Origin of the sequence: Rossellomorea sp. RS05, from assembly GCF_039822645.1 — a bacterium.
Taxonomy (GTDB): domain Bacteria; phylum Bacillota; class Bacilli; order Bacillales; family Bacillaceae_B; genus Rossellomorea; species Rossellomorea marisflavi_B.
Genome location: NZ_JBDKWY010000005.1, coordinates 53,879 through 77,663 on the forward strand (window position 1 = coordinate 53,879; position 23,785 = coordinate 77,663).

At 50.8% G+C, this 23,785-nt stretch carries 24 protein-coding genes; 22 read left to right on the forward strand and 2 right to left on the reverse strand.

The window, feature by feature from the left end:
* Window positions 1-318: 318 nt before the first annotated feature.
* From uvrB to trxB, 20 genes are all read left to right on the forward strand, one after another.
* A complete protein-coding gene (gene uvrB, locus ABJ225_RS13910) occupies window positions 319-2,301 on the forward strand; it encodes an excinuclease ABC subunit UvrB (protein ID WP_053429112.1) in 1,983 nt (660 codons plus the stop codon).
* A gap of 7 nt (window positions 2,302-2,308) precedes the next feature.
* Entirely contained in the window at window positions 2,309-5,182 is a 2,874-nt protein-coding gene (gene uvrA / locus ABJ225_RS13915; RefSeq protein WP_347320817.1) for an excinuclease ABC subunit UvrA, read from the forward strand.
* 209 nt (window positions 5,183-5,391) lie between these two features.
* A complete protein-coding gene (locus ABJ225_RS13920; protein ID WP_347320818.1) occupies window positions 5,392-6,531 on the forward strand; it encodes a DUF4097 family beta strand repeat-containing protein in 1,140 nt (379 codons plus the stop codon).
* A gap of 15 nt (window positions 6,532-6,546) precedes the next feature.
* Window positions 6,547-6,750 (forward strand): PspC domain-containing protein, encoded by a 204-nt coding sequence (locus ABJ225_RS13925; protein ID WP_347320819.1) that lies wholly within the window; start codon window positions 6,547-6,549, stop codon window positions 6,748-6,750.
* Window positions 6,750-7,106: a phage holin family protein gene (locus tag ABJ225_RS13930; protein WP_347320820.1), complete on the forward strand. Its 357-nt coding sequence runs from the start codon at window positions 6,750-6,752 to the stop codon at window positions 7,104-7,106. Before ABJ225_RS13925 ends, ABJ225_RS13930 begins: the two co-directional genes overlap by 1 nt.
* Before the next feature lie 123 nt (window positions 7,107-7,229).
* A complete protein-coding gene (gene hprK, locus ABJ225_RS13935) occupies window positions 7,230-8,168 on the forward strand; it encodes an HPr(Ser) kinase/phosphatase (protein WP_159644278.1) in 939 nt (312 codons plus the stop codon).
* A gap of 39 nt (window positions 8,169-8,207) precedes the next feature.
* Window positions 8,208-9,041 carry a prolipoprotein diacylglyceryl transferase gene (gene lgt, locus ABJ225_RS13940; protein WP_318341693.1) on the forward strand — a complete coding sequence of 278 codons (834 nt, stop codon included), beginning with the start codon at window positions 8,208-8,210 and terminating at the stop codon, window positions 9,039-9,041.
* A gap of 13 nt (window positions 9,042-9,054) precedes the next feature.
* The gene (locus ABJ225_RS13945) at window positions 9,055-10,017 is read left to right on the forward strand and encodes a nucleoside recognition domain-containing protein (RefSeq protein WP_318341692.1); all 963 of its coding nucleotides are present in this window, start codon (window positions 9,055-9,057) and stop codon (window positions 10,015-10,017) included.
* A complete protein-coding gene (gene ppaX, locus ABJ225_RS13950) occupies window positions 9,989-10,636 on the forward strand; it encodes a pyrophosphatase PpaX (RefSeq protein ID WP_347320821.1) in 648 nt (215 codons plus the stop codon). The genes ABJ225_RS13945 and ppaX overlap by 29 nt, the downstream gene beginning before the upstream one ends.
* Entirely contained in the window at window positions 10,633-11,178 is a 546-nt protein-coding gene (locus tag ABJ225_RS13955) for an acyltransferase (protein WP_318341690.1), read from the forward strand. Before ppaX ends, ABJ225_RS13955 begins: the two co-directional genes overlap by 4 nt.
* Before the next feature lie 331 nt (window positions 11,179-11,509).
* Complete coding sequence (locus ABJ225_RS13960) at window positions 11,510-12,697, forward strand: ATP phosphoribosyltransferase regulatory subunit (protein WP_318341689.1); 1,188 nt, start codon at window positions 11,510-11,512, stop codon at window positions 12,695-12,697.
* Entirely contained in the window at window positions 12,694-13,317 is a 624-nt protein-coding gene (hisG, locus tag ABJ225_RS13965; protein WP_048016192.1) for an ATP phosphoribosyltransferase, read from the forward strand. Before ABJ225_RS13960 ends, hisG begins: the two co-directional genes overlap by 4 nt.
* Before the next feature lie 21 nt (window positions 13,318-13,338).
* On the forward strand, window positions 13,339-14,613 hold the full coding sequence (gene hisD, locus ABJ225_RS13970) for a histidinol dehydrogenase (protein WP_347320822.1): 1,275 nt from the start codon (window positions 13,339-13,341) through the stop codon (window positions 14,611-14,613).
* A 14-nt stretch (window positions 14,614-14,627) separates the two neighbouring features.
* Window positions 14,628-15,215 carry an imidazoleglycerol-phosphate dehydratase HisB gene (gene hisB, locus ABJ225_RS13975; protein WP_048016194.1) on the forward strand — a complete coding sequence of 196 codons (588 nt, stop codon included), beginning with the start codon at window positions 14,628-14,630 and terminating at the stop codon, window positions 15,213-15,215.
* Between the two features lie 2 nt (window positions 15,216-15,217).
* Window positions 15,218-15,850 (forward strand): imidazole glycerol phosphate synthase subunit HisH, encoded by a 633-nt coding sequence (gene hisH, locus ABJ225_RS13980; RefSeq protein WP_048016195.1) that lies wholly within the window; start codon window positions 15,218-15,220, stop codon window positions 15,848-15,850.
* Window positions 15,847-16,575, forward strand: coding sequence for a 1-(5-phosphoribosyl)-5-[(5-phosphoribosylamino)methylideneamino]imidazole-4-carboxamide isomerase (hisA, locus tag ABJ225_RS13985; RefSeq protein ID WP_347320823.1), 729 nt, complete (start codon window positions 15,847-15,849; stop codon window positions 16,573-16,575). Before hisH ends, hisA begins: the two co-directional genes overlap by 4 nt.
* Window positions 16,569-17,327, forward strand: coding sequence for an imidazole glycerol phosphate synthase subunit HisF (gene hisF, locus ABJ225_RS13990; protein ID WP_347320824.1), 759 nt, complete (start codon window positions 16,569-16,571; stop codon window positions 17,325-17,327). Before hisA ends, hisF begins: the two co-directional genes overlap by 7 nt.
* On the forward strand, window positions 17,324-17,947 hold the full coding sequence (gene hisIE, locus ABJ225_RS13995; protein WP_347320825.1) for a bifunctional phosphoribosyl-AMP cyclohydrolase/phosphoribosyl-ATP diphosphatase HisIE: 624 nt from the start codon (window positions 17,324-17,326) through the stop codon (window positions 17,945-17,947). Before hisF ends, hisIE begins: the two co-directional genes overlap by 4 nt.
* Before the next feature lie 122 nt (window positions 17,948-18,069).
* Window positions 18,070-19,581 (forward strand): tetratricopeptide repeat protein, encoded by a 1,512-nt coding sequence (locus ABJ225_RS14000; RefSeq protein ID WP_347320826.1) that lies wholly within the window; start codon window positions 18,070-18,072, stop codon window positions 19,579-19,581.
* Window positions 19,582-19,709: 128 nt separating this feature from the next.
* On the forward strand, window positions 19,710-20,657 hold the full coding sequence (gene trxB, locus ABJ225_RS14005; RefSeq protein ID WP_056540432.1) for a thioredoxin-disulfide reductase: 948 nt from the start codon (window positions 19,710-19,712) through the stop codon (window positions 20,655-20,657).
* Window positions 20,658-20,700: 43 nt separating this feature from the next.
* Here trxB and ABJ225_RS14010 read toward each other — a convergent pair whose 3' ends face one another.
* Window positions 20,701-20,853 carry a hypothetical protein gene (locus ABJ225_RS14010; protein ID WP_159644293.1) on the reverse strand — a complete coding sequence of 51 codons (153 nt, stop codon included), beginning with the start codon at window positions 20,851-20,853 and terminating at the stop codon, window positions 20,701-20,703.
* A gap of 183 nt (window positions 20,854-21,036) precedes the next feature.
* Between ABJ225_RS14010 and ABJ225_RS14015 the strand changes: the two genes are divergently transcribed.
* A complete protein-coding gene (locus ABJ225_RS14015; RefSeq protein WP_048006705.1) occupies window positions 21,037-21,351 on the forward strand; it encodes a MerR family transcriptional regulator in 315 nt (104 codons plus the stop codon).
* Window positions 21,352-21,910: 559 nt separating this feature from the next.
* Here the strand turns inward: ABJ225_RS14015 and ABJ225_RS14020 are convergent.
* Window positions 21,911-22,282 (reverse strand): VOC family protein, encoded by a 372-nt coding sequence (locus ABJ225_RS14020; RefSeq protein WP_347320827.1) that lies wholly within the window; start codon window positions 22,280-22,282, stop codon window positions 21,911-21,913.
* Between the two features lie 535 nt (window positions 22,283-22,817).
* On the opposite strand from ABJ225_RS14020, the gene ABJ225_RS14025 reads away from it, so the two are divergent.
* Window positions 22,818-23,534, forward strand: coding sequence for a GDSL-type esterase/lipase family protein (locus ABJ225_RS14025; RefSeq protein WP_347320828.1), 717 nt, complete (start codon window positions 22,818-22,820; stop codon window positions 23,532-23,534).
* The last annotated feature ends 251 nt before the right edge of the window (window positions 23,535-23,785 follow it).

Genomic DNA, 23,785 nt, shown 5'->3' on the forward strand with positions numbered 1-23,785 from the left:
GAAGAGTGCACAAGAATTTTGACGAATTGTGGGTAAGGGGGCGTCTTTTCCACAATGGTATAGTGGTTATCAACAGACATACCCACAGGGTGTGTGTAAAAGTAGTCGAATGCTGTCGATTGACACCGTGGAGTTTGTCGAACCTGCGATTGTCCACAGGTCGTATCCTACTGAGGGATAAAAACGAACTTTTGTTCGCTTATTGATGGTTAAATTCCGATTGATTGTGGTAAAATGGGAAGAGACGAATGGACAGTGCAAGGGATGGGTATAGACAAGCATAGAACATACTGTTCCTTACCTATAGGAGGTTTCACGGTGAAAGATCAATTCGAGCTAAAGTCTAAATACAAACCTGAAGGGGACCAGCCCCTGGCAATCAAGAAGCTGGTAGAGGGCATCAAGGAAGGCAAACGCCACCAGACGCTCCTCGGGGCGACGGGGACGGGAAAGACGTTCACCGTTTCCAATGTCATCAAGGAAGTGGAGAAGCCCACTCTTATCATTGCCCACAACAAAACGCTGGCCGGACAGCTCTACAGCGAGTTCAAGGAATTCTTTCCCGACAATGCCGTAGAGTACTTCGTAAGTTACTACGATTACTACCAGCCGGAGGCATATGTCCCTCAGACCGATACGTTCATCGAGAAGGATGCGAGCATCAATGATGAGATCGATAAGCTTCGCCACTCTGCCACCTCCGCACTGTTTGAACGGAAGGATGTCATTATCATCGCAAGTGTATCCTGTATCTACGGGTTGGGTAATCCGGAAGAATACAGGGAGCTTGTCCTGTCCCTGAGAGTCGGGATGGAAATTGAACGTAATCAGCTTTTGAGAAAGCTTGTGGATATACAATATGAACGAAATGATATCGACTTTCAGCGCGGAACATTCAGGGTCCGCGGTGACGTGGTGGAAATCTTCCCGGCATCACGGGATGAACACTGCATGAGGGTCGAGTTTTTCGGTGATGAAATCGACCGGATCCGTGAAGTCGATGCCCTTACGGGTGAAATCATGGGCGACCGCGATCATGTCGCGATCTTCCCGGCTTCCCACTTCGTTACCCGTGAAGAGAAGATGAAGGTGGCCATTGAAAACATCGAGAAGGAGCTTGAAGAACAGCTCAAAATCATGAGGGAGGACGATAAGCTCCTCGAGGCCCAGCGTCTGGAGCAGCGGACCCGCTATGATCTAGAAATGATGAGGGAGATGGGCTTCTGTTCGGGAATCGAGAACTACTCCCGTCATCTTACGCTGAGACCACCGGGCTCTACCCCTTACACCCTTATGGATTATTTCCCTGAAGACTTCCTCATCGTCATCGATGAGTCCCATGTGACGCTTCCACAGGTGCGCGGGATGTTCAACGGGGACCAGGCGCGGAAGAAAGTGCTCGTGGATCATGGATTCCGCCTGCCGTCCGCCATGGACAACCGTCCGTTGAAGTTCGATGAGTTCGAAGGGAAGACGAATCAGCTTTTATATGTGTCGGCGACGCCGGGTCCATATGAGCTTGAGCACAGTCCGGAAATGGTCGAACAGATCATCCGCCCGACCGGTCTTCTCGACCCGATTATTGAAGTCCGGCCCATCGAAGGGCAGATCGATGACCTTATCGGGGAGATCAATGAGCGCGTGGAGAAGGACGAACGTGTCCTTGTCACCACCCTCACCAAGAAGATGTCCGAGGACCTCAGTGCTTATCTGAAGGAGATCGGCATCAAGGTCCAATATCTGCATTCCGAAATCAAGACCCTGGAGCGGATCGAGATCATCCGTGACCTCCGCCTCGGAAAATATGATGTCCTCATCGGCATCAACCTCCTCAGGGAGGGGCTGGACATACCGGAAGTGTCCTTGGTGACCATACTCGACGCTGATAAAGAAGGCTTCCTCCGTTCTGAACGATCTTTGATCCAAACCATCGGACGTGCGGCCCGTAACAGCGAAGGGAAGGTCATCATGTACGCAGATAAGATGACCGATTCCATGGAGAAGGCGATCAGCGAGACGAAGCGTCGCCGGGAAATCCAGGAAGAATACAACGAGAAGCACGGCGTTACCCCGACGACGATCCAGAAGGAGATCCGGGATGCCATCAAGGCCACTCGCGAAGTGGAGGAAACAGAGGAGATGGATGGAGGTCGCACGAATGTATCGAAACTGTCCAAACCGGAGAGACAAAAACTTATTGCCAGCCTAGAAGGGGAAATGAAAGAAGCGGCCAAAGCCCTCGATTTCGAACGGGCAGCACAGCTTCGCGATACCATTCTCGAGCTGAAAGCGGAAGGATGAACGACTTATGGCGCAGGAAAATATTATCGTACAAGGAGCTCGCGCTCATAACCTTAAAAATATAGATATCACCATCCCGAGGGATAAGCTGGTCGTACTGACCGGCCTTTCGGGTTCAGGGAAATCATCCCTTGCCTTCGACACGATCTACGCAGAAGGTCAAAGGCGTTACGTGGAGTCCCTGTCTGCCTATGCAAGGCAATTCCTCGGACAAATGGATAAGCCAGATGTGGACGCCATCGAAGGGTTGTCACCGGCAATTTCCATCGATCAGAAGACGACCAGCCGGAATCCACGTTCCACGGTAGGGACCGTAACCGAGATCTATGATTATCTCCGTCTGCTATTTGCACGGGTAGGGAAGCCGATCTGTCCGAATCATGGAATCGAAATCACGTCTCAGACGATCGAACAGATGGTGGACCGCATCCTTGAGTATCCGGACCGCACGAAGCTTCAGGTGCTTGCGCCCGTTGTATCGGGCCGGAAGGGAACTCATGCGAAGACCCTTGAGGATATCAAGAAGCAGGGATATGTGAGGGTGAGGATCGATGGAGAGGTGGAAGACCTCGGCGAAGAAATCACCCTTGAGAAAAATAAAAAGCACACCATTGAAGTCATCATTGACCGCGTCGTGGTAAAAGAAGGCGTGGCTGCACGACTATCGGACTCCCTTGAATCAGCACTGCGCCTAGCCGGCGGTCAGGTGATCATCGATGTGATCGGGGAAGAGGAGCTTCTGTTCAGTGAGCATCATGCATGCCCGTACTGTGGTTTCTCCATCTCTGAGCTCGAACCGAGGATGTTCTCTTTCAATAGTCCGTTCGGTGCATGTCCGACATGTGACGGTCTTGGAACGAAACTCGAAGTCGATAAAGAGCTTGTGATCCCGAACTGGGATAAGACCCTTGATGAGCATGCCATCGCCCCGTGGGAACCGACAAGCTCACAGTATTATCCATCCTTGTTGAAGGCGGTTTGTGATCATTACGGGATCCCTATGGATGTGCCGGTGAAGAACCTGCCGAAGCATGATATGGACAAAATCCTTCACGGAAGCGGTAAAGACGAAATCTATTTCCGCTATGAGAATGATTTCGGTCAAGTCAGAGAGAATTACCTCCGATTTGAAGGCGTCATGGCGAACGTGGAGAGACGCTACCGTGAGACTAGCTCCGATTACGTTAGGGAGCAGATGGAGAAATACATGGCTACCCAAAACTGTCCGAGCTGCGATGGACACAGGCTGAAGGAAGAGTCCCTCGCCGTGAAGGTCGATTCCCTCCATATCGGACAGGTAACAGCCTTCTCCATCCAGGAAGCAGATCAATTCTTTGATGCCCTGGAACTTTCGGACAAAGATATGCAGATCGCCAGGCTGATCCTGCGGGAAATCCGTGAACGCCTCGGTTTCCTTGTGAACGTAGGACTTGATTATCTGACCCTCAGTCGTGCCGCAGGTACACTGTCGGGCGGTGAAGCACAAAGGATCCGGCTTGCGACCCAGATCGGTTCGCGACTGACGGGTGTACTCTACATCCTTGATGAGCCGTCAATCGGACTTCATCAGCGCGATAATGACCGCCTCATCGATACCCTCAAGAATATGAGGGATATCGGAAACACCCTCATCGTCGTCGAGCATGATGAAGATACGATGATGGCAGCGGACTATCTTGTCGATATCGGTCCTGGCGCAGGGAAACACGGAGGAGAGGTCATCTCGGCAGGAACCCCTCAAGAAGTCATGGATGATGAAAAATCCTTGACCGGACAATATCTATCCGGGAAGAAGTTCATCCCGCTCCCGCAGGAAAGACGAAAGCCGGACGGCCGTTATCTTGAGATCCTCGGAGCGAAGCAGAACAACTTGAATAACGTAAAAGTGAAGCTCCCCCTCGGCCTGTTCATGGCGGTGACGGGAGTCTCGGGTTCAGGTAAGAGTACCCTTATCAACGAGATTCTTCATAAGTCCCTTGCCCAGAAGCTTCATAACGCCAAGTCGAAGCCTGGGCTTCATAAGGAAATCAAGGGGATCGAGCACCTCGATAAGGTCATCGACATCGACCAATCCCCGATCGGCCGTACGCCTCGATCGAATCCGGCGACCTATACAGGGGTCTTCGATGATATCCGTGACGTATTCGCCACCACGAATGAAGCGAAGGTACGCGGATATAAAAAAGGCCGTTTCAGCTTCAACGTGAAGGGCGGCCGCTGTGAGGCATGCCGCGGTGACGGGATCATCAAGATCGAGATGCATTTCCTTCCTGATGTATACGTCCCTTGTGAGGTTTGCCACGGGAAACGTTATAACCGTGAAACCCTTGAAGTGAAATACAAGGATAAAAACATCGCTGATGTCCTTGAGATGACGGTGGAAGACTCCCTGCAGTTCTTCGAAAATATTCCGAAGATAAGAAGGAAGCTTCAAACCATCTATGATGTCGGCCTCGGCTACATCACCCTCGGGCAGCCTGCCACGACCCTTTCCGGAGGGGAGGCGCAGCGCGTGAAGCTTGCATCCGAGCTTCATCGCCGTTCAACGGGCCGGTCCCTATATATCCTCGATGAGCCGACGACAGGCTTGCATGTGGATGATATTTCACGTCTCCTCGTCGTCCTTCAGCGTCTTGTCGAGAACGGAGACACGGTCCTTGTCATCGAGCATAATCTTGATGTCATCAAAGCAGCCGATTACCTCGTCGACCTTGGTCCTGAAGGGGGAGATAAAGGAGGCGCGATCGTAGCCACCGGAACTCCTGAGAAGGTGGCTGAAGCGAAGGGCTCGTATACAGGGAAATACCTGAAACCTGTCCTCGAGCGTGAGCGAGAACGGATGCAAAAGAAAGTCAGGGAAAAAGAAGGCGTGACGAACTGATTGGAACGGAGGTGCCCCGGCGCCTCCGTTTTATTATGTTGTCAGGAGGGTATGGGACAGTGAGTAACATTTTTTACAGGAATGAAACCTTTGGGCGCTTTAAACGTACATACTATAGAAGCAATGAATGACGGATCAGGTATAACTTTGCCTTATCGGTTATATTCATGATAGTACTGAGATAATCTGAAAATGGGAGTTGAACGGGTATGAATGAAGAGCGTAAACGGATTTTGGATATGTTGGAGAACGGAACAATTTCTGCTCAGGAAGCCGTGGCCCTTTTGGAAGCACTGGATAAGAAACCGGAAGAACCGAAACCGAAGGAGAAAAGCTTTGTAGACGAATTCGTTTCGATTTTCCAAGATCCGAACGATCAGCCTAAGCAAAAATCGACATCATCCGGTTCGTCTAATTCCAAGGATAAAGTCGTTGATTTCATGAATACAGCCCTTAATAAGATAAAGAACTTTGATTTTGATTTCCAGTTGAGTCAATCAGTCGAAGTGTCCCATGTATTCCAGCAGCCCGAGGTATCCTTTGATAAGATCGATATCGATGTGGCAAACGGCAAGGTCGAGATCCATCCATGGAGCGGAGGGGAGGTCCGGGTGGAATGCGATGCGAAAGTATACCGGACCGAAGACCGGGAAGAAGGCCTCAAGCAGTTCCATGATACGTCTTCCTTCTCCATAGACGGTGATACCCTGTACTTTGGCACCCAGTCCAAATGGATGAAAGTAAATGCGAAATTCTATGTGCCTGAACATCAGTACAAAAAAATCTCCGTCCGTCTGTTTAACGGCGGTCTCAATGCAAACAACCTCGAAGTGGAAGACCTGAAGGCAAAGGCGGCAAACGGTAAGATCATCGTCGAAGGGTTGAAAGCGAAGAGGGCTGATGTGGAGACCTCCAATGGAGCCATCACCCTTACACGTGTCTCAGCTGAGCACGTTGAAGCAGAATCCATCAACGGAAAGGTCCTCGTCGAAGGCGATATCCTTCATACGGATGCCCAGTCCTTAAATGGTAACATCGTCTGCTCCCTGACCGGGGACAAAGCCGATACCGTCCATGCGAAGACCATGACGGGAAGCGTGGACTTCTACGTACCTGAGAACATCAACATCTCAGGTGAGGCGAAATCCAATCTCGGTGGTTTCAAAATGGAACTTGAGGGTATCGATGTATTGGAAGAAAAAAATGAAGTGGTGCAGAAATCGATCCGCTTCTCACGAAAAACAACCTCTCCGGATAAGCTTCATCTCTTTGCTGAAACAAAAACCGGTTCCGTGCTCATAAAAAAGTACGAATCGAAGAATGTTAATAGCAACAAAGAGACGAACTAGAAAGAGGGTATCATCATGAAGAAAACATTGGCGCGAACAAGGTCTGATAGAAAGCTGGCAGGAGTGCTTGGGGGCTTATCGAGGACGGTGGGGATTGACCCCATCATCCTGAGGGTCGCCTTCATCCTGCTATTGATCCCGACGGGCTTCTTCGCCCTAGTCGTGGTATATGCCCTACTTGCCTTTGTGCTGCCGAATGAGGAGGATTCCATCAGATAATGAGGTGGATTATAGGTATACTTATCAATGCGGTCATCTTTATAGCGTTAGCGGGCTTTTTTGAAGGATTCCAGGTGACGGGGATCGGAGCCGCCATTTTAGCGAGCATCATCTTGTCATTCCTGAATGTGCTTGTCAGGCCGATCCTAATCATCCTGACGCTGCCGGTTACGATTCTTTCCCTCGGTTTATTCCTATTTGTCATCAATGCCATGACCTTGATGCTGACAGATAAAATCATGGGGAGCAGCTTCGAGATCTCAGGATTCGGAATGGCCTTCTTGGCCAGCATCATCCTATCCGCGTGCAACCTGATCATTCAAAAAGCAATATTCGAACCGAAACGAAAAGCATAAGAGAGTGGTCCGTGCCGTTATCAGGCGCGGGCCGCTTTTTTGCGTGCTTACCATTACCTTGCGCTTTTCCACATAATTGCTAAAATAGGTTAGAGGTACAGCAAGTTGAAGGAGGAGTAAAGAGTGGCAAAAGTGCGCACGAAAGACATCATGGATAAGTTCCATCTTGAGCTTGTCGGTGGAGAAGAAGGATTACATAGACCGATTACGATGAGTGATATTTCCAGACCGGGCCTCGAAATCGCCGGTTATTTCGACTATTATCCTGCAGAGCGGATTCAGCTCCTTGGGAAGACGGAGATCACGTTCCTTGACTTGCTTGATGACGCAGAGCGGAAAAGAAGGCTTGAATCCCTCTGTACCGATATCACACCCGGCATCATTATTTCACGGGAGCTTGAGGTACCACACGATTTGATTGAAGCAGCCAATCGGTATGATGTGCCTGTCATGAGGTCACCGATGAAGACGACGAGATTTTCTTCACATCTAACAAATTACTTGGAAAGTAAGCTTGCGCCAACGACGGCGATCCACGGTGTTCTTGTTGATATCTATGGAGTAGGCGTACTCATAACGGGTAAAAGCGGCGTCGGTAAAAGTGAAACGGCCCTTGAGCTTGTGAAACGTGGTCACCGTCTTGTAGCCGATGACTGTGTGGAAATCAGGCAGGAAGACATGGATACCCTCATTGGGAATTCCCCTGATCTCATTGAACATCTTCTTGAGATCCGAGGTCTTGGCATCATTAATGTCATGACCCTGTTCGGTGCGGGAGCCGTGAGAAGTCATAAGCGCATCACCCTTTGCATCAATCTCGAACTTTGGGATAAAGCGAAGCAATATGACCGCCTCGGTCTTGACGAAGAGAAAATGAAAATCATTGATACGGAAATCACGAAGCTGACGGTCCCTGTGCGACCAGGACGAAATCTGGCCGTCATCATCGAAGTGGCCGCCATGAACTTCCGGTTGAAGAGGATGGGCGTGAACGCAGCCGAGCAATTCACCAATCGTCTATCAGATGTGATCGAAGACGGTGACAATGACGACATGGATTGACAAACCGGGTCACGGGCCCGTTGACGAAGGAGAAGAACTATGAACGAGACAATCATGCCCATCGATCCCATTGCCTTTGAACTCGGTCCCATCTCGGTCCATTGGTATGGGGTCATCATCGGCCTTGGCATCGCCCTCGGGATGTATATGGTCATCCGTGAGAGTAAGCGTCAGGGACTGCATCCGGATACATTCATCGACCTGCTCGTATGGGCAATTCCCATTGCCATCATCTCTGCCCGCATTTACTATGTAGCATTCGAATGGAACAACTATTATGCCGACCATCCAGAGGATATCATCAAAATCTGGAACGGCGGGATCGCCATCCACGGAGCCCTGATCGGCTCGGTGCTTACAACCATCGTTTTTGCCAAAGTGAGGGGACTTTCGTTCTGGAAGCTCACCGATATCGCGGCTCCGAGTTTGATCGTAGGCCAGGCGATCGGACGCTGGGGGAACTTCATCAATCAGGAAGCCCACGGCCGTGAAGTTTCACGTCAGTTCCTTGAGAATCTGCACCTGCCCCGATTCATCATTGATCAAATGTATATCGACGGATCATACTATCACCCTACATTCTTATATGAATCACTCTGGAATGTGGTCGTCCTCGTCCTCCTTTTGATCATCCGCCGGAAGGTGAAGTCACTGAGAAGGGGAGAATTGTTCCTGACATATGTAATCGGATACTCCATCGGACGCTTCTTCGTGGAAGGCATGCGGACCGATAGCCTGATGCTCGGAGACTTCAGATTTGCACAGGTCATTTCCATCGCCCTGATCGTTGCAGCAATCGTGACGATGATCTATAGAAGGAAAACGGGCCTCGCGAACCACTACTACGAGGAAAAAATGAACGCCAAAAGCTAGAGGGGGAGACAGCATGCTCGGATCGATCAGAACGGGGGGCCACGTCGGCTTGAAAACGACCTGGTCCCTTGGGAAGGTGATTTTCCCGATCACGCTTCTCGTCTTCATTCTGCAATACACTCCTGTCCTTCCGTGGGTCATGGACAGGATTGCTCCATTCATGAAGATCCTCGGACTTTCCGGGGATGCAGCCATTCCGCTGGTACTGGGGAATTTCCTCAACCTCTACGCTGGTATCGGGGGAATCCTCTCCTTGGACCTGACGGTGAAGGAAGTGTTCATCATCGCCGTCATGCTGTCTTTCTCCCATAATCTATTCATCGAGTCCACCGTGGCTTCGAAGGTCGGTGTGAAAATCTGGCTGATCCTCCTCGTCAGGATCGGCCTTGCCCTCCTGTCTGCCATTGTCATCAATCTTGTATGGGATGGTGGTGCAGAGTTTGCTCAGTACGGGATGATGCCTGCGGAGCAGGCTGACCCACATGGATGGGGACAAATCATCCTTCTTGGACTTCAAAAAGCGGGATATGGCGTGATTCAGCTTGCCATCATCGTCATTCCCCTCATGATGATCATCCAGATCATGAAGGACCTGAAGTGGATGGACGTCTTCTCCAGATGGATGGCGCCCGTCACCCGCGCCCTCGGTATGAATGCCAATACGTCGTCCACCATGGTGACGGGTCTGGTCGTGGGTCTTGCCTACGGGGCGGGGGTCATGATCCAGGCAGTGAAAGAAGAAGGAGTAAGCAAGCGGGATGTGACCCTTGCCTTCATCTTCCTTGTTGCCTGCCATGCCGTGGTAGAGGATACCCTGATCTTCATCCCGCTTGGAATCCCGGTGTGGCCGCTGCTCGCCATACGACTCACCACGGCCATCCTGCTGACGGTGACGATCGCCTACTTCTGGCGGAAAGTCGATGTGAAGAAAGAAAAGGAGCGTCAATATGAGGAAGATTACAACCATACTGTTTGACCTGGACGGAACGCTGATTGATACAAACGAACTGATCATCTCTTCGTTCCTCCACACCTTGAACCACTTTTACCCGGGCGACTATGACCGCGAGAGTGTCCTTCCGTTCATGGGGCCGCCCCTTCAAGAATCATTCGGAAAATTGAATCCGGAAAAATGTGATGACATGTGTGCCCACTACCGGGAGCACAACCGGGCGAACCACGATGATCTCGTCACGGAGTTCGAAGGGGTCACGGAAACGATCGAAACCCTTCATGAACAGGGATACAAGCTTGCCATCGTCTCCACAAAGTCACGTGTGATGGTCATTCGCGGCCTAGAGCTCATGGGGCTGAAACCGTACTTCGATGTGATCATCAGTCTTGATGAAGTGGAGCATCCGAAGCCGCATCCTGAGCCTGTCCAAAAAGCATTGGAAGCACTCGGATCCGCACCTGAGGAAGTGCTCATGGTCGGTGATAACCATCATGATATCCTTGGCGGACGGAACGCGGGAGTCTTATCTGCAGGCGTGGCCTGGAGTGCGAAGGGAAAAGCCCATCTGGAGCAGTACGAACCTGACTTCATGCTGGATACGATGCAGGACATCCTGACGATTGTAGGGGCTGAGGGATGAGACGGACGACAAGGTACCCGGTCAAGGGAGCGAACTCCCTTTGGCATGTGTACAAAACCGTTCCCTTCGCCAAGGTCGTGAAGAACTTCCTTGTCATACAGGCAGCGAGGTACACCCCGTTTCTCGGATTGAAGAACCGGCTTTACCGCACGTTCCTCAAAATGGAGATCGGGGAGCAGACGTCTTTTGCCCTGATGGTCATGCTGGACGTTATGTTCCCGGAGAAGATCTCCGTCGGCCGGAATACGGTCATCGGCTATAACACGACCATCCTTGCCCACGAGTACTTGATCAAGGAGTACCGGTTGGGAAACGTCGAGATCGGTTCGGAGGTCATGATCGGAGCGAACACGACGATCCTTCCCGGTGTCAGCGTTGGTGATGGGGCCATCGTGTCTGCCGGAACCCTCGTGCATAAAGATGTGCCACCGGGTGCCTTCGTAGGAGGAAACCCCATGCGCATCATCTATACAAAAGAAGAACTCGCCGATCGCTGGAATGACGACGAGATTTATGGAACCGCCAAAACCGGAAGGGACTGATGTCCTTTCCGTTTTTTTTGCGTTGGTGTGGATAGTGGGGTTATGTATAGGATTGGATGTCCGGATCCGTTAGAAAGAGTAGTGTGTATTTCTGAAGAAATGAAATACGGTCATCTGTTTTGGGGAGAATGGGAGTATTGAATTCCCGTTCCTTTCAAGTATAGGCGGTCATGTCATTCCTTGCAGGAATCAGCTTCAAATCGGTTGACGGAATCCGTAAGAAGCGCTACACTACATGTAACTTTATTTTATTAGTATATTAGCGAACTAAAGGATTGAGAAAGTTCAATCAAGGGAAAAGATAGGATACTACGTTCAAAAGGTGGTTCGTATGACAAAGCTATTCATGTTCGAGAAACCATTGGGGATGAGAGATACATTCCCTGATTTATATGAGGTCAAAGATCAGACGAAAAGTAGGATGGTGGCGGAAATGTCACGCTGGGGCTACCGCCTCATCGAGACACCGACGCTGGAATACCACGAAACGGTCGGAGATGCTTCGGCCATCCTGGATCAACAATTGTTCAAGCTCCTGGATCAGCAGGGACACACCCTCGTCCTGCGTCCGGATATGACGGCTCCCATTGCTAGGATCGCGGCATCCAAACTGTTGAAGGACGAGGCACCCCTGAGACTTGCTTATTCAGACAGTGTGTTCCGGGCCCAGCAGCGTGAAGGCGGCAGACCGGCGGAATTTGAGCAGGTGGGAATCGAGTGCATCGGTGATCCTTCCGTCAGTGCCGACGGGGAAGTAATCGCCCTGATGGTCGAAACCTTAAGGGAAGCGGGATTGAAGCATTTCAAAGTTTCGGTCGGTCACATCGGATTCGTCCAGCAATTGTTCAAAGGCATTGTCGGGACCGACGAACGGGCCGATATCCTGCGCCGGTTCCTTTATGAGAAGAATTATGTGGGGTATCGTCGCCATGTTGAGGAGCTCTCCCTATCTTCCATTGATAAAGATCGCTTGAAAGGTTTCTTGAATCTGCGGGGAGCAGATGGTGTCCTTGAAGAAGCGGAAGCCCTCCTTGAAGGAAGCAAGGGGATGGGGGCATTGAATGAACTCCGCGAGCTGTGGGGGATCTTGAAAGATCACGGTGTGGAGGATCATATCAAGTTCGACCTCAGCCTCGTGAGTCATATGAGCTATTATTCCGGCATCCTGTTCGAGGTGTACGGTGAGAATGTCGGCTTCGCGATCGGGAACGGCGGCCGCTACAATAAGCTTCTGGAGAAATTCGGGAAGGATTCAGGAGCGACGGGCTTCGGACTCCGTCTCGATTACGTCCTGGAGGCACTTCAAGTGAAATTGGAGCGTCCTGAGCAGGAATGCATCCTATACAGTGATGAGCGCAGGAAGGAAGCGTTCGGACTTGCTCGCGAGCTGAGGGGTGAAGGACGATCCGTCGTCCTACAGAGTCTGCGTGGCGTAAGTGACGTGGATGAGTATACGAAACTATTCAACTCGGTTCATTACTGTATCGGAGCCGGTGGGAAAGGTGGTGGCATCCGATGAGTCTGACCATTGCCATGCCGAAGGGAAGGATTTTTGAAGAGGCTGTCGAGCTGCTGAGAAGGGCCGGATACGATCTGCCTCCGGAATTCGATGATTCACGGAAGTTGATCATCGAGGTGCCGGCAGAAGATCTCCGGTTCATCCTCGCCAAGCCCATGGATGTACCGACCTATGTGGAACACGGTGTAGCAGACCTTGGGATTGCAGGCAAGGATGTGATGCTGGAGGAAGAACGGGATGTATATGAACTCCTCGACCTCCGCATCAGCGACTGCTATCTGGCCGTCGCGGGACTGCCTGATACGAAGATGAGCGAAGTGGCACCGAAGATCGCAACAAAGTATCCGAATGTGGCCTCATCCTATTTCCGTGAACAAGGGGAGCAGGTGGAAATCATTAAGCTGAATGGTTCCATCGAGCTCGCACCCCTTATCGGACTTGCAGACCGCATCGTGGATATCGTCTCCACTGGCAGGACCTTGAAGGAGAATGGACTTGTGGAATTCGAAACGATTGTGGATATCACTTCGAGACTGATCGTCAATCCGGTGAGTTATCGGATGAAGGACGAAAAAATAGAAGACCTTGTGGACCGATTATCAAAGGTGATCGGGGAATGAAACCGGGAAGGGGGAACCTCAGTGAAAATCGTCGATAACATCAAAGGAGCGTCCATCAAGCGATCCGTGGACAGTGGAACCGAGGAGCAGAGAAGAGCCGTTCAGGCAATCATTGCAGAGGTGCAGGATGCTGGAGATGATGCCCTCCACCGCCTCACGGAGAAATTTGACGGAGTGAACCTCAAAAGCCTGGCTGTCACAAATGATGAAATCGAGGACGCCTTCTCAAGTCTTGATCCCGAGTTGGTCACGATCATCAAGGAGGCGGCGTGTAACATCCGGGACTTTCATGAAAAGCAGAAGCGCCCTTCTTGGTTTGAAACGAAAGCGGACGGCACCATGCTCGGTCAGAAGATGACCCCACTCGATTCTGTCGGGGTGTATGTGCCGGGCGGAACCGCAGCCTACCCGTCTTCGGTCGTGATGAATGTCCTTCCTGCAAAAGTTGCGGGAGTGGAGCGGATCGTCATGGTGTCACCACCAGGCAAGGACGGGAAAATCCCGGCGGGTGTCTTAGTGGCAGCGGAGATTGCCGGCGTGAAGGAAATCTATAAGGTCGGAGGCGCCCAGGGGGTTGCGGCCCTTGCATATGGAACCGAATCAATTGCATCTGTTGATAAGATCACCGGACCGGGGAATATTTACGTGGCCCTTGCCAAGCGGGAAGTATTCGGCGATGTGGATATCGATATGATTGCAGGCCCGAGTGAAATCGTCATCCTCGCCGATGAGCATCAGCAAGCCGATGAAATCGCGGCAGACTTGCTTTCGCAGGCAGAGCATGATGTCCTTGCATCAGCGGTCCTCGTGACCGATTCAAGGGAACTTGCCGAAAAGGTTTCCCGAGAAGTGGAGGAGCAGCTCTCAAGCCTTCCGCGAGAAGGGATTGCCAGAAAGTCCATCGAAGAGTACGGCACTATCTATGTCGTAGATTCCATGGAGGAAGGCATAGAGGTCGTGAATGATCTTGCGCCGGAGCATCTTGAAATCCTGACGGCACAGCCGTTCGAAACGATGGCCTCGATCCGCCATGCGGGTGCGATCTTCCTCGGGCGATTCAGTTCAGAACCTGTCGGCGACTATTTTGCCGGTCCCAATCACGTACTGCCCACCAATGGAACGGCACGATTCTCAAGTCCGTTGAATGTAGATGAATTCATGAAGAAGACGAGCATCATTTCATATAGTGAAGCAGCCCTGAAGGAACATGGCGACAAGATCGCCAAGCTTGCCAGACTCGAAGGGCTCGAAGCCCATGCCAGAGCGGTGGAGATCAGATTCAAGGGTGAAAAGTAAAAGGAGTGCAGACCATGACGAGAAATGCGACCATCACACGTAAGACGAATGAAACCAATATCAGCCTGTCTTTTGGAGTTGACGGGGAAGGGAACTCGAAGATCGAGACCGGGGTGCCGTTCATGACCCACATGCTCGACCTGTTCACCAAGCATGGCCAGTTCGATACGGTCATCGAAGCGAATGGGGATATCGAAGTGGATGATCACCATACAACGGAGGATATCGGTATCTGTCTTGGACAGGCACTGGTAGAAGCCCTAGGTGACAAACGGGGGATCAAGCGATACGGTTCGGCCCTTGTCCCGATGGATGAGGCCTTGGCACAAGTCGTAGTGGACTTGAGCAATCGTCCGCATCTGGAATTCCGCGCCGAGCTACCGAGTCAGAAAGTGGGGACATTCGATACGGAGCTTGTCCACGAATTCCTCTGGAAGCTTGCCTTGGAAGCGCGGATGAACCTTCACGTCATCGTTCATTACGGAACGAATACCCACCACATCATCGAGGCGATCTTCAAGGCGCTCGGGCGTGCCCTCGATGAAGCAACGACCATCGATCCCCGCGTGAAAGGGATCCCGTCAACGAAGGGGATGCTGTAATCATGATTGGAATCGTCGATTATGGAATGGGGAATTTATTCAGTGTCAGTAAAGCACTGGAACGACTCGGTGTCCCGTATGTGATCAGTGATGATCAAGAAGAACTTTTGAAAGCGGACGGGATCATCCTCCCAGGTGTCGGGGCGTTCAAGGACGCCATGGCCCTGTTGGAGTCCACTCATCTGAAAGAAACCATCATGGCATTCGTGAACACAGGGAAGCCGCTCCTTGGCATCTGCCTCGGCATGCAGCTCCTATTTGAGGATAGCGAAGAAAACGGTCGTACAAAGGGGCTTGGGCTCCTGCCGGGGACGGTCGTCCGCATCCCGAAGGAAGATCTAGAGGGGAACACGTACAAAGTACCTCATATGGGCTGGAATCACCTCAACTACGCCAAGCCGTCCATCCTGACCGAAGGGTTGGAGGAAGGGTATGTATATTTCGTCCACTCCTATTACGTTCACGAGGGGGCGGCTGATGTGACCGTTGCGTCCGCGGACTACGCCGGCGTGCCGATCCCGGCTGTCGTGAGCCGTGACAATGTATATGGCATGCAGTTCCACCCTGAGAAAAGCGGAGAACTGGGCATGGAACTTCTCAAGAATTTCACAACACGCGTGGAGGTTAAAGCATGAGTTTTACCATCTATCCCGCTATTGATATGCGCGGAGGCAAATGTGTCAGACTGATTCAGGGAGATTATAATCAAGAGACCATCTACGGGGATTACCCGTTCGATATGGCTGCAGGCTTCGCGGACCAAGGGGCATCATGGATCCATATGGTGGACCTGGACGGAGCGAAAGCGGGCTCCCGGGTCAACGGGGAGCATGTGCTGAATGTCGCTAAAAACCTTGGGGCCAAGGTGCAGATCGGCGGAGGAATCCGTACGGAAAATGATATCGACTATTATCTTGATGCAGGAGTCGATCGTGTCATCCTTGGGAGCATCGCTGTATCCCAAACGGAACGCGTGAAATCCTGGATCAAGCGCTACGGGGGAGACCGCATCGTCATCGGGCTCGATGCGAAGGATGGCTATGTGGCCACACACGGCTGGCTTGAGACGTCGGAGCTCACAGCCATTGACCTCGGGAAGGACCTTGCCGATGCAGGGGCGAAGACCTTCATCTTCACGGATATCGCAACAGACGGGATGCTTTCCGGGCCCAACGTCGAAGCGAACCGGGAACTGGCTCGGGCGACCGGCGCCTCTGTCATTGCTTCAGGCGGGGTAAGCTCCCTTCAGGATCTGAAGACGCTAAAGGAAAGTGGCGTGAGCGGAGCCATCTGCGGCAAATCCCTCTACACGGGGAAATTCACCGTGGCGGAAGCCATCAGAGAGGTGACATTATGCTGACGAAACGAATCATCCCCTGCCTCGATGTAAAGGAAGGACGTGTCGTCAAAGGCATCCAGTTCATCGAGTTGCGTGACGCAGGCGACCCGGTGGAGCTTGCGAAGGCCTATGATGAGCAGGGAGCGGACGAGCTTGTATTCCTTGATATCTCCGCATCCCACGAAGGGCGCGAAACGATGGTCGAAGTGGTGCGGCAGGTAGCAGCAGAACTTGCAATCCCCTTCACCGTCGGGGGTGGAATCAACTCCGTCGATGACATGAAGCGGATCCTCCGTGCCGGTGCCGACAAAGTATCCCTCAACACGGCTGCGGTGCTGAGACCAGAGTTGATTAAGGAAGGTGCAGACTATTTCGGTTCCCAGTGCATCGTCGTCGCCATCGATGCGAAGAAGAATGTAGAAACCGGGACATTCGGCGTCTATACCCACGGAGGCAGGAAGCTGACAGACCTCGATGCCATCGAGTGGGCAAAAACGGCAGAATCCCTTGGAGCGGGTGAAATCCTCCTCACGAGCATGGACAGCGACGGGGAGAAAAACGGCTTCCATCTTGAACTGACGAAGGCGGTGAGTGAAGCCGTCTCGATTCCGGTCATCGCATCAGGCGGGGCGGGGAATGCCGAGCACTTCAAGGATGCCTTCGCTGAAGGGCGGGCCGATGCCGCCCTTGCTGCTTCCATTTTCCACTATAAAGAAACAAGCATAGAAGAAGTGAAACGATACTTACGGACTCAGGAGGTGCATGTACGATGACAGAATGGCTTGCAGATGTCGTCTATGATGAGGCGGGGCTCGTCCCTGCCATCATCCAGGATGCAGGGACGAAGGAAGTACTAACCCTGGCTTATATGAATGAAACATCATTGAAGAAGACGGTGGAAACCGGAGAAACCTGGTTCTATTCACGGTCTCGTCAGGAACTTTGGCACAAAGGGGAAACGAGTGGGAACACCCAGAAGGTACGGAACATCACCTGGGACTGCGATAAGGATGCCCTTCTTGTAATGGTAGAGAAGGCAGGTCCGGCGTGCCATACCGGTGCGGAAAGCTGTTTCAGTGAAACCGTACACGGGGAGAAGACTTCGACCGGTGCAGAAATCCTGAAGACGCTGGAATTCTTGATTGCCGACCGTGACGCAGAGCGTCCGGAAGGGGCCTACACGACCTACCTCTTTGAAAAAGGGGTCGATAAGATCCTCAAGAAGGTAGGGGAGGAAGCGTCAGAAGTCATCATCGCGGCGAAGAACCGTGATGCGGAAGAGCTGAAGTGGGAAACCGCCGATCTCTTCTACCACGTCCTGGTCCTCCTGAGGGAGCAAAAACTTCCATTGGATGACGTATTCAACGTGCTGCTGGAACGTCATAATAAGTAATCCCTCAAGGGGCGGTCCCTGCATATCCTGCGGTGGCCGCCCCTTAAAATATGGTAGTTCAGTAGCGGTGCGTTGTATGTTATACTACGGTAGTTACATTACGAACGTTTCGGAGGATTTTGATGAAAAAAGGGTCAAAAACAGTCAGTGAGCAAGCAAAGGTGCTGTCCTTCGTCCCAACCGGTGAGTATTACTTCACGAAAGGGATGAAAGCATACCACCATCGTGAACTGAAAAAATCATTAAAATATTTAAATAGAGCATTACAACTGGAACCATTGGAGCCGATGATCGCATGTCAGCTTTCCATTGTCCTGACAGAACTCGGTGATTTCAAAAAAGCCAATGAACTGCTGCATGAAATCCTGAAGGATCTGGATCCACGCATGAACGAGTGCCATTACTTCCTGGCAAACAACTATGCGCATCTCGGTTTGTTCAAGGAAGCGTATGAACAGGTGTCTGCCTACCTTGAAAAGGATCGCTACGGTGAATTTGCCGAAGACGCCGAAGATCTGCTCGAGCTCCTCGAACTCGATTCCGACTTGATCACCGATGAGTTGTACGAACACGATGACCTGATCGCCAAGCAGGCAAAAGCGAAAACACAGCTGGAGGCAGGCAACTTCCAGAAGGCGGCCGATACCCTTCAAGGTGTGATCAAGGAGTATCCCGAATTCTGGTCGGCTTATAACAATCTCGCACTCGCGTACTTTTACCTTGGTGAAGTGGAACAGGCCGCTTCCACCCTAGAAGAAGTATTGGAGAAGAACCCGGGGAATCTGCACGCCTTGTGCAATACCGCTGTCTTCTACTTTTATCAGCGGAGATTCGATGAGTTGGATGAGCTCATTCTCGGCCTTGAAAAAGTACGTCCGATCAACTTTGAGCACCGCTACAAGCTCGGCGCGACCTTTGCCCTCATCGGTCACGCGGAGAAAGGCTATGAATGGCTGAAGTCACTGCAAAAGACGGGCTTTGAAGGAGACGCAAGCTTCTTTTACTGGCTTTCACATTCAGCGTTTGAAACCGGCCGGCACGATACGGCCCGGAAAGCCTGGAAGAAGGTGCTCGACCTGGCCCCGGAAAAAGAAGGGCAGGAACCGTGGAGCGGGAAACCGAAAGGCGAAGGATTCGAGAACCATATCTCATCGATCCTGAAAAAGCTCAAAAGCGAAGATGATGAAGAGCGATTATTCGGGCTATTCCTGCTGTCTGTATCCGATTATCAGGAAGCGATTCTTTCCCATGCCGATTTTTGTGAGATCGACGATTTGTCCATTGTGGAAAAGCTTTATCTTGCCCAGATCCTGAACGGGCGGGGAGGAAAGTCGGTACAGGTGAATGAGACGCTTGAGTCCATCCATGCGATCGCCCTTCACTTGTATAAGCACCACCATCCGATTTCAAGCGTCACTTCCGGTCTATACCTTACATGGTTCAACATAGCGTATAGGGGTTTGAAAGAAGGAGAAGACTTTAAGAATACCAAAGCGTTCGCGGCTGCGTTGGAGTACACATGGTACCGCCTCAGAAGCGAAGCAAAGACAAAAAAGGAAGTCAGTGGACGATATGGGATTGCCGTGTCCACGCTGACAAAATATATCGCCACTGTTGAGGATTACCTCTCCTGAGCATATATTTGGACGGTTCTTTCCTAATTTTATAGGATAGACGTAGGAAGTTCATACTAAGGAGGAAACCAAACGGTCCACCCTCCATAGTATTTAAATAAGAACTCTGTTCGGAAGGAGAATCAGCTATGTCAGAAGAGCAAATTTATGATGTCATCATTGCCGGAGCAGGACCTGCAGGCATGACGGCTGCAGTATATACATCCCGTGCGAACCTTTCCACCCTCATGCTTGAAAGGGGAGTTCCGGGCGGTCAGATGGCCAACACGGAAGAGGTTGAAAACTATCCTGGATTCGATACGATCCTAGGACCTGACCTTTCCAACAAGATGTTTGACCACGCAAAGAAATTCGGAGCGGAATACGCATATGGCGACATCAAGGAAATCATCGATGGTGAAGAGTACAAGATCATCAAAACCGGTTCAAAAGAATTCAAGGCTCGTGCCGTGATCATCACAACAGGTGCCGAATACAAAAAAATCGGTGTCCCTGGTGAAAAGGAACTCGGCGGACGCGGAGTATCTTACTGTGCCGTATGTGATGGTGCCTTCTTCAAAAACAAAGACCTCGTTGTCATCGGAGGAGGAGACTCTGCCGTGGAAGAAGGGGTATACCTCACCCGTTTCGCTAACAAAGTGACCATCGTCCACCGTCGTGACGAGCTGCGCGCCCAGAAGATCCTTCAGCAGCGTGCATTCGATAACGAAAAAGTGGATTTCATCTGGAACCATACCATCAAAGAAATCAACGAAGGCAACGGAAAAGTAGGAAGCGTGACACTTGTGTCCACTGAAAGCGGAGAAGAAACTGAATTCAAAGCAGACGGTGTATTCATTTACATCGGTATGCTTCCGCTGACAAAACCATTTGCAAGCCTAGGCATCACCAATGCAGAAGGCTATATCGAAACGAACGAACAAATGGAAACAAAAGTACCCGGCATCTTCGCAGCTGGTGACGTACGTGAGAAACAACTGCGTCAGATCGTTACGGCAACCGGTGATGGAAGCATCGCGGCTCAAGCCGTCCAGCACTATGTAGAAGAGCTGAAAGAAAAGGTTAAACCGGTATAATACATTAAAAGCCCTGTGGACTCCGTGTCCACAGGGCTTTTGTTCATTTCTTCCTCACGTGGTTCTCCAACAGGAGGGCAAGCTCGGTCAAGGTCAATTTTTCAGCATCTTCCTTCCGTTCATATACCCCCTCTTTCATCAGTCGACAGATGAACTGCTCCTTCTGTTTTTCAACGGCTTCTCGCAAAAAAGGCACTGACTCCACTCCCTTTCTACCTGAATAAGAAAAGTGTAAGAGATTCAGCGGGTGAAATCATCCTTTGTGTAAGCTTTTCTACCTAAATTCTATTTTTCTTGTCAGGTTTCCTCACATAACAATCCAAATTCAGGATGATTCATGTATAATCAAGGTATTCCCTTTTCAGGAGGATGAGTGAGTGTGGAGAAGGAGCCTTCCTATAAGGATAAAAAAGTGATTTCCATTGGGGTCGTCAGTGAGCTCACCGGTTTGACAGAGAGAAAAATCCGGTATTATGAAGAGAAGAATCTGATTTTCCCTGAGCGGTCCAATCGAGGGTACCGAAAGTATTCGTTCCGTGATGTGGAGCGATTGATGGATATTGCCGACCAGCGGGAGGAAGGCGTCACGACCAAGGAGATCAAACACGAGCTGTCTAAAAAAGAGAAAAACGAAGCGAAGCAGAAGATGATTAGGGGTCAATTGAATGCACGGTTCGGAGTACAGAAGAAATAGGGGATCAAATGAAAATCGGACTCTTTCCGCGGAGAGTCCGGTTTTTGTTTTGTTCATGAGAGTGGTGTGGGGAAGAGTGTTTGGGTTGGTGTGTGATTGTACGGGACCGTTCCGTTTCGCTGCGGACGGCCGCTTTCCTGCGGGGAGTCAGTTGAGCCGCTTCGGCTGCGCCTGCAGGGTCTCAATCTTGCCTCTATTCCCGCGGGAGTCGGCCGTCCTCCGCTGCACTGCACTCTTCGATGAAGGATGTGGAGGTTTAGTGTTAAACTCCGTTACTTCTTACTGCTATTGAAGTGGAGAGTGATAGGAGTAAGAGCGTTCCGTTTCGCTGCGGACGGCCGCTTTCCTGCGGGGAGTCAGTTGAGCCGCTTCGGCTGCGCCTCCAGGGTCTCAACTTTGCCTCTATTCCCGAAGGAGTCGGCCGTCCTCCGCTCCACTGCACTTTTCGATGATTGATGGTTTTTCGGATCCTCAAAAATAAAGTATCCCTTCTTCATGGCACGCCTAAATAATCTTTCAAGTACCCTAGTTTATTTGCGCCCATGTGGTGGAAAGGAGCTCACCAATGCACTTGAAATTTGTTTCCGTTGGGATCGTGAAAGTGGAAGTAGGCGTGGTCATCATCGTGTTGGATGCCGTCGACTTTTACTTTGTGGTCTGTTAGGTGTTGATGAAATCCGGGTATGTCCCGGGAGGTGAAGGCGATGCTGAACGCTTGTGTCCCGTTGACGGTGAAATGGGCGTAGGTATCATCCGGTGTTGGAACGAGGATGAGGAGGGAGGGGCCATCATTGATTTTCAATATCGCAAGCTCCTTGTTAAGGGACAGCAATGGGAGCCCTAGGATATCCCTGTACCAATGCGCGGACAGTTTCAGGTCTTTTACGGGGATCCGATTATAATGCACTTGTTCAATAAACGAAGTACTCATACGTTCTCACTCCTTTAAATGGATTCATTTGTTCTATGTTTACATTCTTTGATATCCCATCAATTCCCTTCTTCGCGTATATGAAAATATTCCTTACCACTGAATGCTTCCGTCACTCATCAGAGCTGGGATGAGACAAAGAATGAAGTTGGATTGGCCCCCAAGACCGAAGCGAAGCGAACCAGTCCCACACACCACACCCCATCCCAATAAAAAAGGAAAATGATGAACCCACCGTGTAATATCAGCACGATTTCCTACCACGCACAAAGTGAAGTGTAGCGGAGGCCGGCCGACTCCTATGGGAAAAGCGGGCAGGGTGAGACCCTGCAGGCTTGCCGAAGCGGCTCACCGCACGCCCCATGGAAAGCGGCCGGCCGCAGCGAAACGAAACGCCCCATCACAACGGATCCTCCATCAAAAATAGGACTCCCCTCACAAAATCCCCCCATCCAAAAATAAACAGGATTACAACCTCATTTTCAGGGAAAATAACCACACATACATCCAAGTTTAAACGGAAGGTCGGGGTAAGATGAAAGTTTGGAAAATGGTCGGAGTACTAGTGGTTGTAGTCCTCCTAGCCGGAGCTTATTATTTATTCTTCACAGATAAGAAAGAAACCGCAGACAAAAAATATGTGGTCGCCCTCGGGGACTCCCTTGTATACGGTAAAGGAGACAAGGAGAACTCCGGTTACATCGGTCGCCTGGAGGACAAGGTGAACAAAGAAAAGACCGATGAAACCTACTCATTCCAAAACCTCGGCATCCCTGGTCAAAAGTCCGGCCAGCTGCAGAAGCAGCTCATGAAGCCTGACGTGACGAAGGATCTGCCCGATGCCGATCTGTTCATCATCAATATCGGGACGAATGATCTGATCAAAAGCAATGGAGGAGACTTCAAGCCTCTTCACCATGACAAGATCATGGACGCGAAGAAAGAGTACCTGGATAATCTCGATGAGATCATTGATACACTCCACACGTTGAATGAAGATGCTCCGATTCTCGTGATCGGATTGTATAATCCGTATCCGGATCGGGACAGCGACAAAATCGAAGCGTATGTGGATGATTGGAATGAGACGATCATCAAGGAAGTGAAGAAGCAAGAAAACGTGAAATACGTTTCGTCCAATCCATTGTTCAAAGGAAAATCGAAAGGGGAATATTTCTCTGATTCCCTCCATCCGAACGGGAAGGGATATGACCTGATTGCCGATCAAATCATGGATTCTTATAACTTTTGATGCGCATTTCGACAAGGGTCAGCATGGATTCGACAAAGGTTAACAATTCCGTAATACCGTTTTAAATCTGCTGTAACACAGGTGCAATATTTATCGGGTAATATAGATAATAAGAAATTGACCCCCTTTTAAGTAATAAATCCCTTTTAAGACACAGGACTCGCCTGTGTCTCTTTTTTTTGCCACAAAACTGTAACAGTGGAGTCCGAGGGCCTGTATCGGTCTGCGTGTACCGGGATTTGGACAAATTA

Coding starts and splice junctions, on each gene's coding strand:
- uvrA (WP_347320817.1), top strand. CDS start 2,309: ATGGCGCAGGAAAATATTATCGTACAAGGAGCTCGCGCTCATAACCTT.
- ABJ225_RS13920 (WP_347320818.1), top strand. CDS start 5,392: ATGAATGAAGAGCGTAAACGGATTTTGGATATGTTGGAGAACGGAACA.
- ABJ225_RS13925 (WP_347320819.1), top strand. CDS start 6,547: ATGAAGAAAACATTGGCGCGAACAAGGTCTGATAGAAAGCTGGCAGGA.
- ABJ225_RS13930 (WP_347320820.1), top strand. CDS start 6,750: ATGAGGTGGATTATAGGTATACTTATCAATGCGGTCATCTTTATAGCG.
- lgt (WP_318341693.1), top strand. CDS start 8,208: ATGAACGAGACAATCATGCCCATCGATCCCATTGCCTTTGAACTCGGT.
- ABJ225_RS13945 (WP_318341692.1), top strand. CDS start 9,055: ATGCTCGGATCGATCAGAACGGGGGGCCACGTCGGCTTGAAAACGACC.
- ppaX (WP_347320821.1), top strand. CDS start 9,989: ATGAGGAAGATTACAACCATACTGTTTGACCTGGACGGAACGCTGATT.
- ABJ225_RS13955 (WP_318341690.1), top strand. CDS start 10,633: ATGAGACGGACGACAAGGTACCCGGTCAAGGGAGCGAACTCCCTTTGG.
- ABJ225_RS13960 (WP_318341689.1), top strand. CDS start 11,510: ATGACAAAGCTATTCATGTTCGAGAAACCATTGGGGATGAGAGATACA.
- hisG (WP_048016192.1), top strand. CDS start 12,694: ATGAGTCTGACCATTGCCATGCCGAAGGGAAGGATTTTTGAAGAGGCT.
- hisB (WP_048016194.1), top strand. CDS start 14,628: ATGACGAGAAATGCGACCATCACACGTAAGACGAATGAAACCAATATC.
- hisH (WP_048016195.1), top strand. CDS start 15,218: ATGATTGGAATCGTCGATTATGGAATGGGGAATTTATTCAGTGTCAGT.
- hisA (WP_347320823.1), top strand. CDS start 15,847: ATGAGTTTTACCATCTATCCCGCTATTGATATGCGCGGAGGCAAATGT.
- hisF (WP_347320824.1), top strand. CDS start 16,569: ATGCTGACGAAACGAATCATCCCCTGCCTCGATGTAAAGGAAGGACGT.
- hisIE (WP_347320825.1), top strand. CDS start 17,324: ATGACAGAATGGCTTGCAGATGTCGTCTATGATGAGGCGGGGCTCGTC.
- ABJ225_RS14000 (WP_347320826.1), top strand. CDS start 18,070: ATGAAAAAAGGGTCAAAAACAGTCAGTGAGCAAGCAAAGGTGCTGTCC.
- trxB (WP_056540432.1), top strand. CDS start 19,710: ATGTCAGAAGAGCAAATTTATGATGTCATCATTGCCGGAGCAGGACCT.
- ABJ225_RS14020 (WP_347320827.1), bottom strand. CDS start 22,282: ATGAGTACTTCGTTTATTGAACAAGTGCATTATAATCGGATCCCCGTA.
- ABJ225_RS14025 (WP_347320828.1), top strand. CDS start 22,818: ATGAAAGTTTGGAAAATGGTCGGAGTACTAGTGGTTGTAGTCCTCCTA.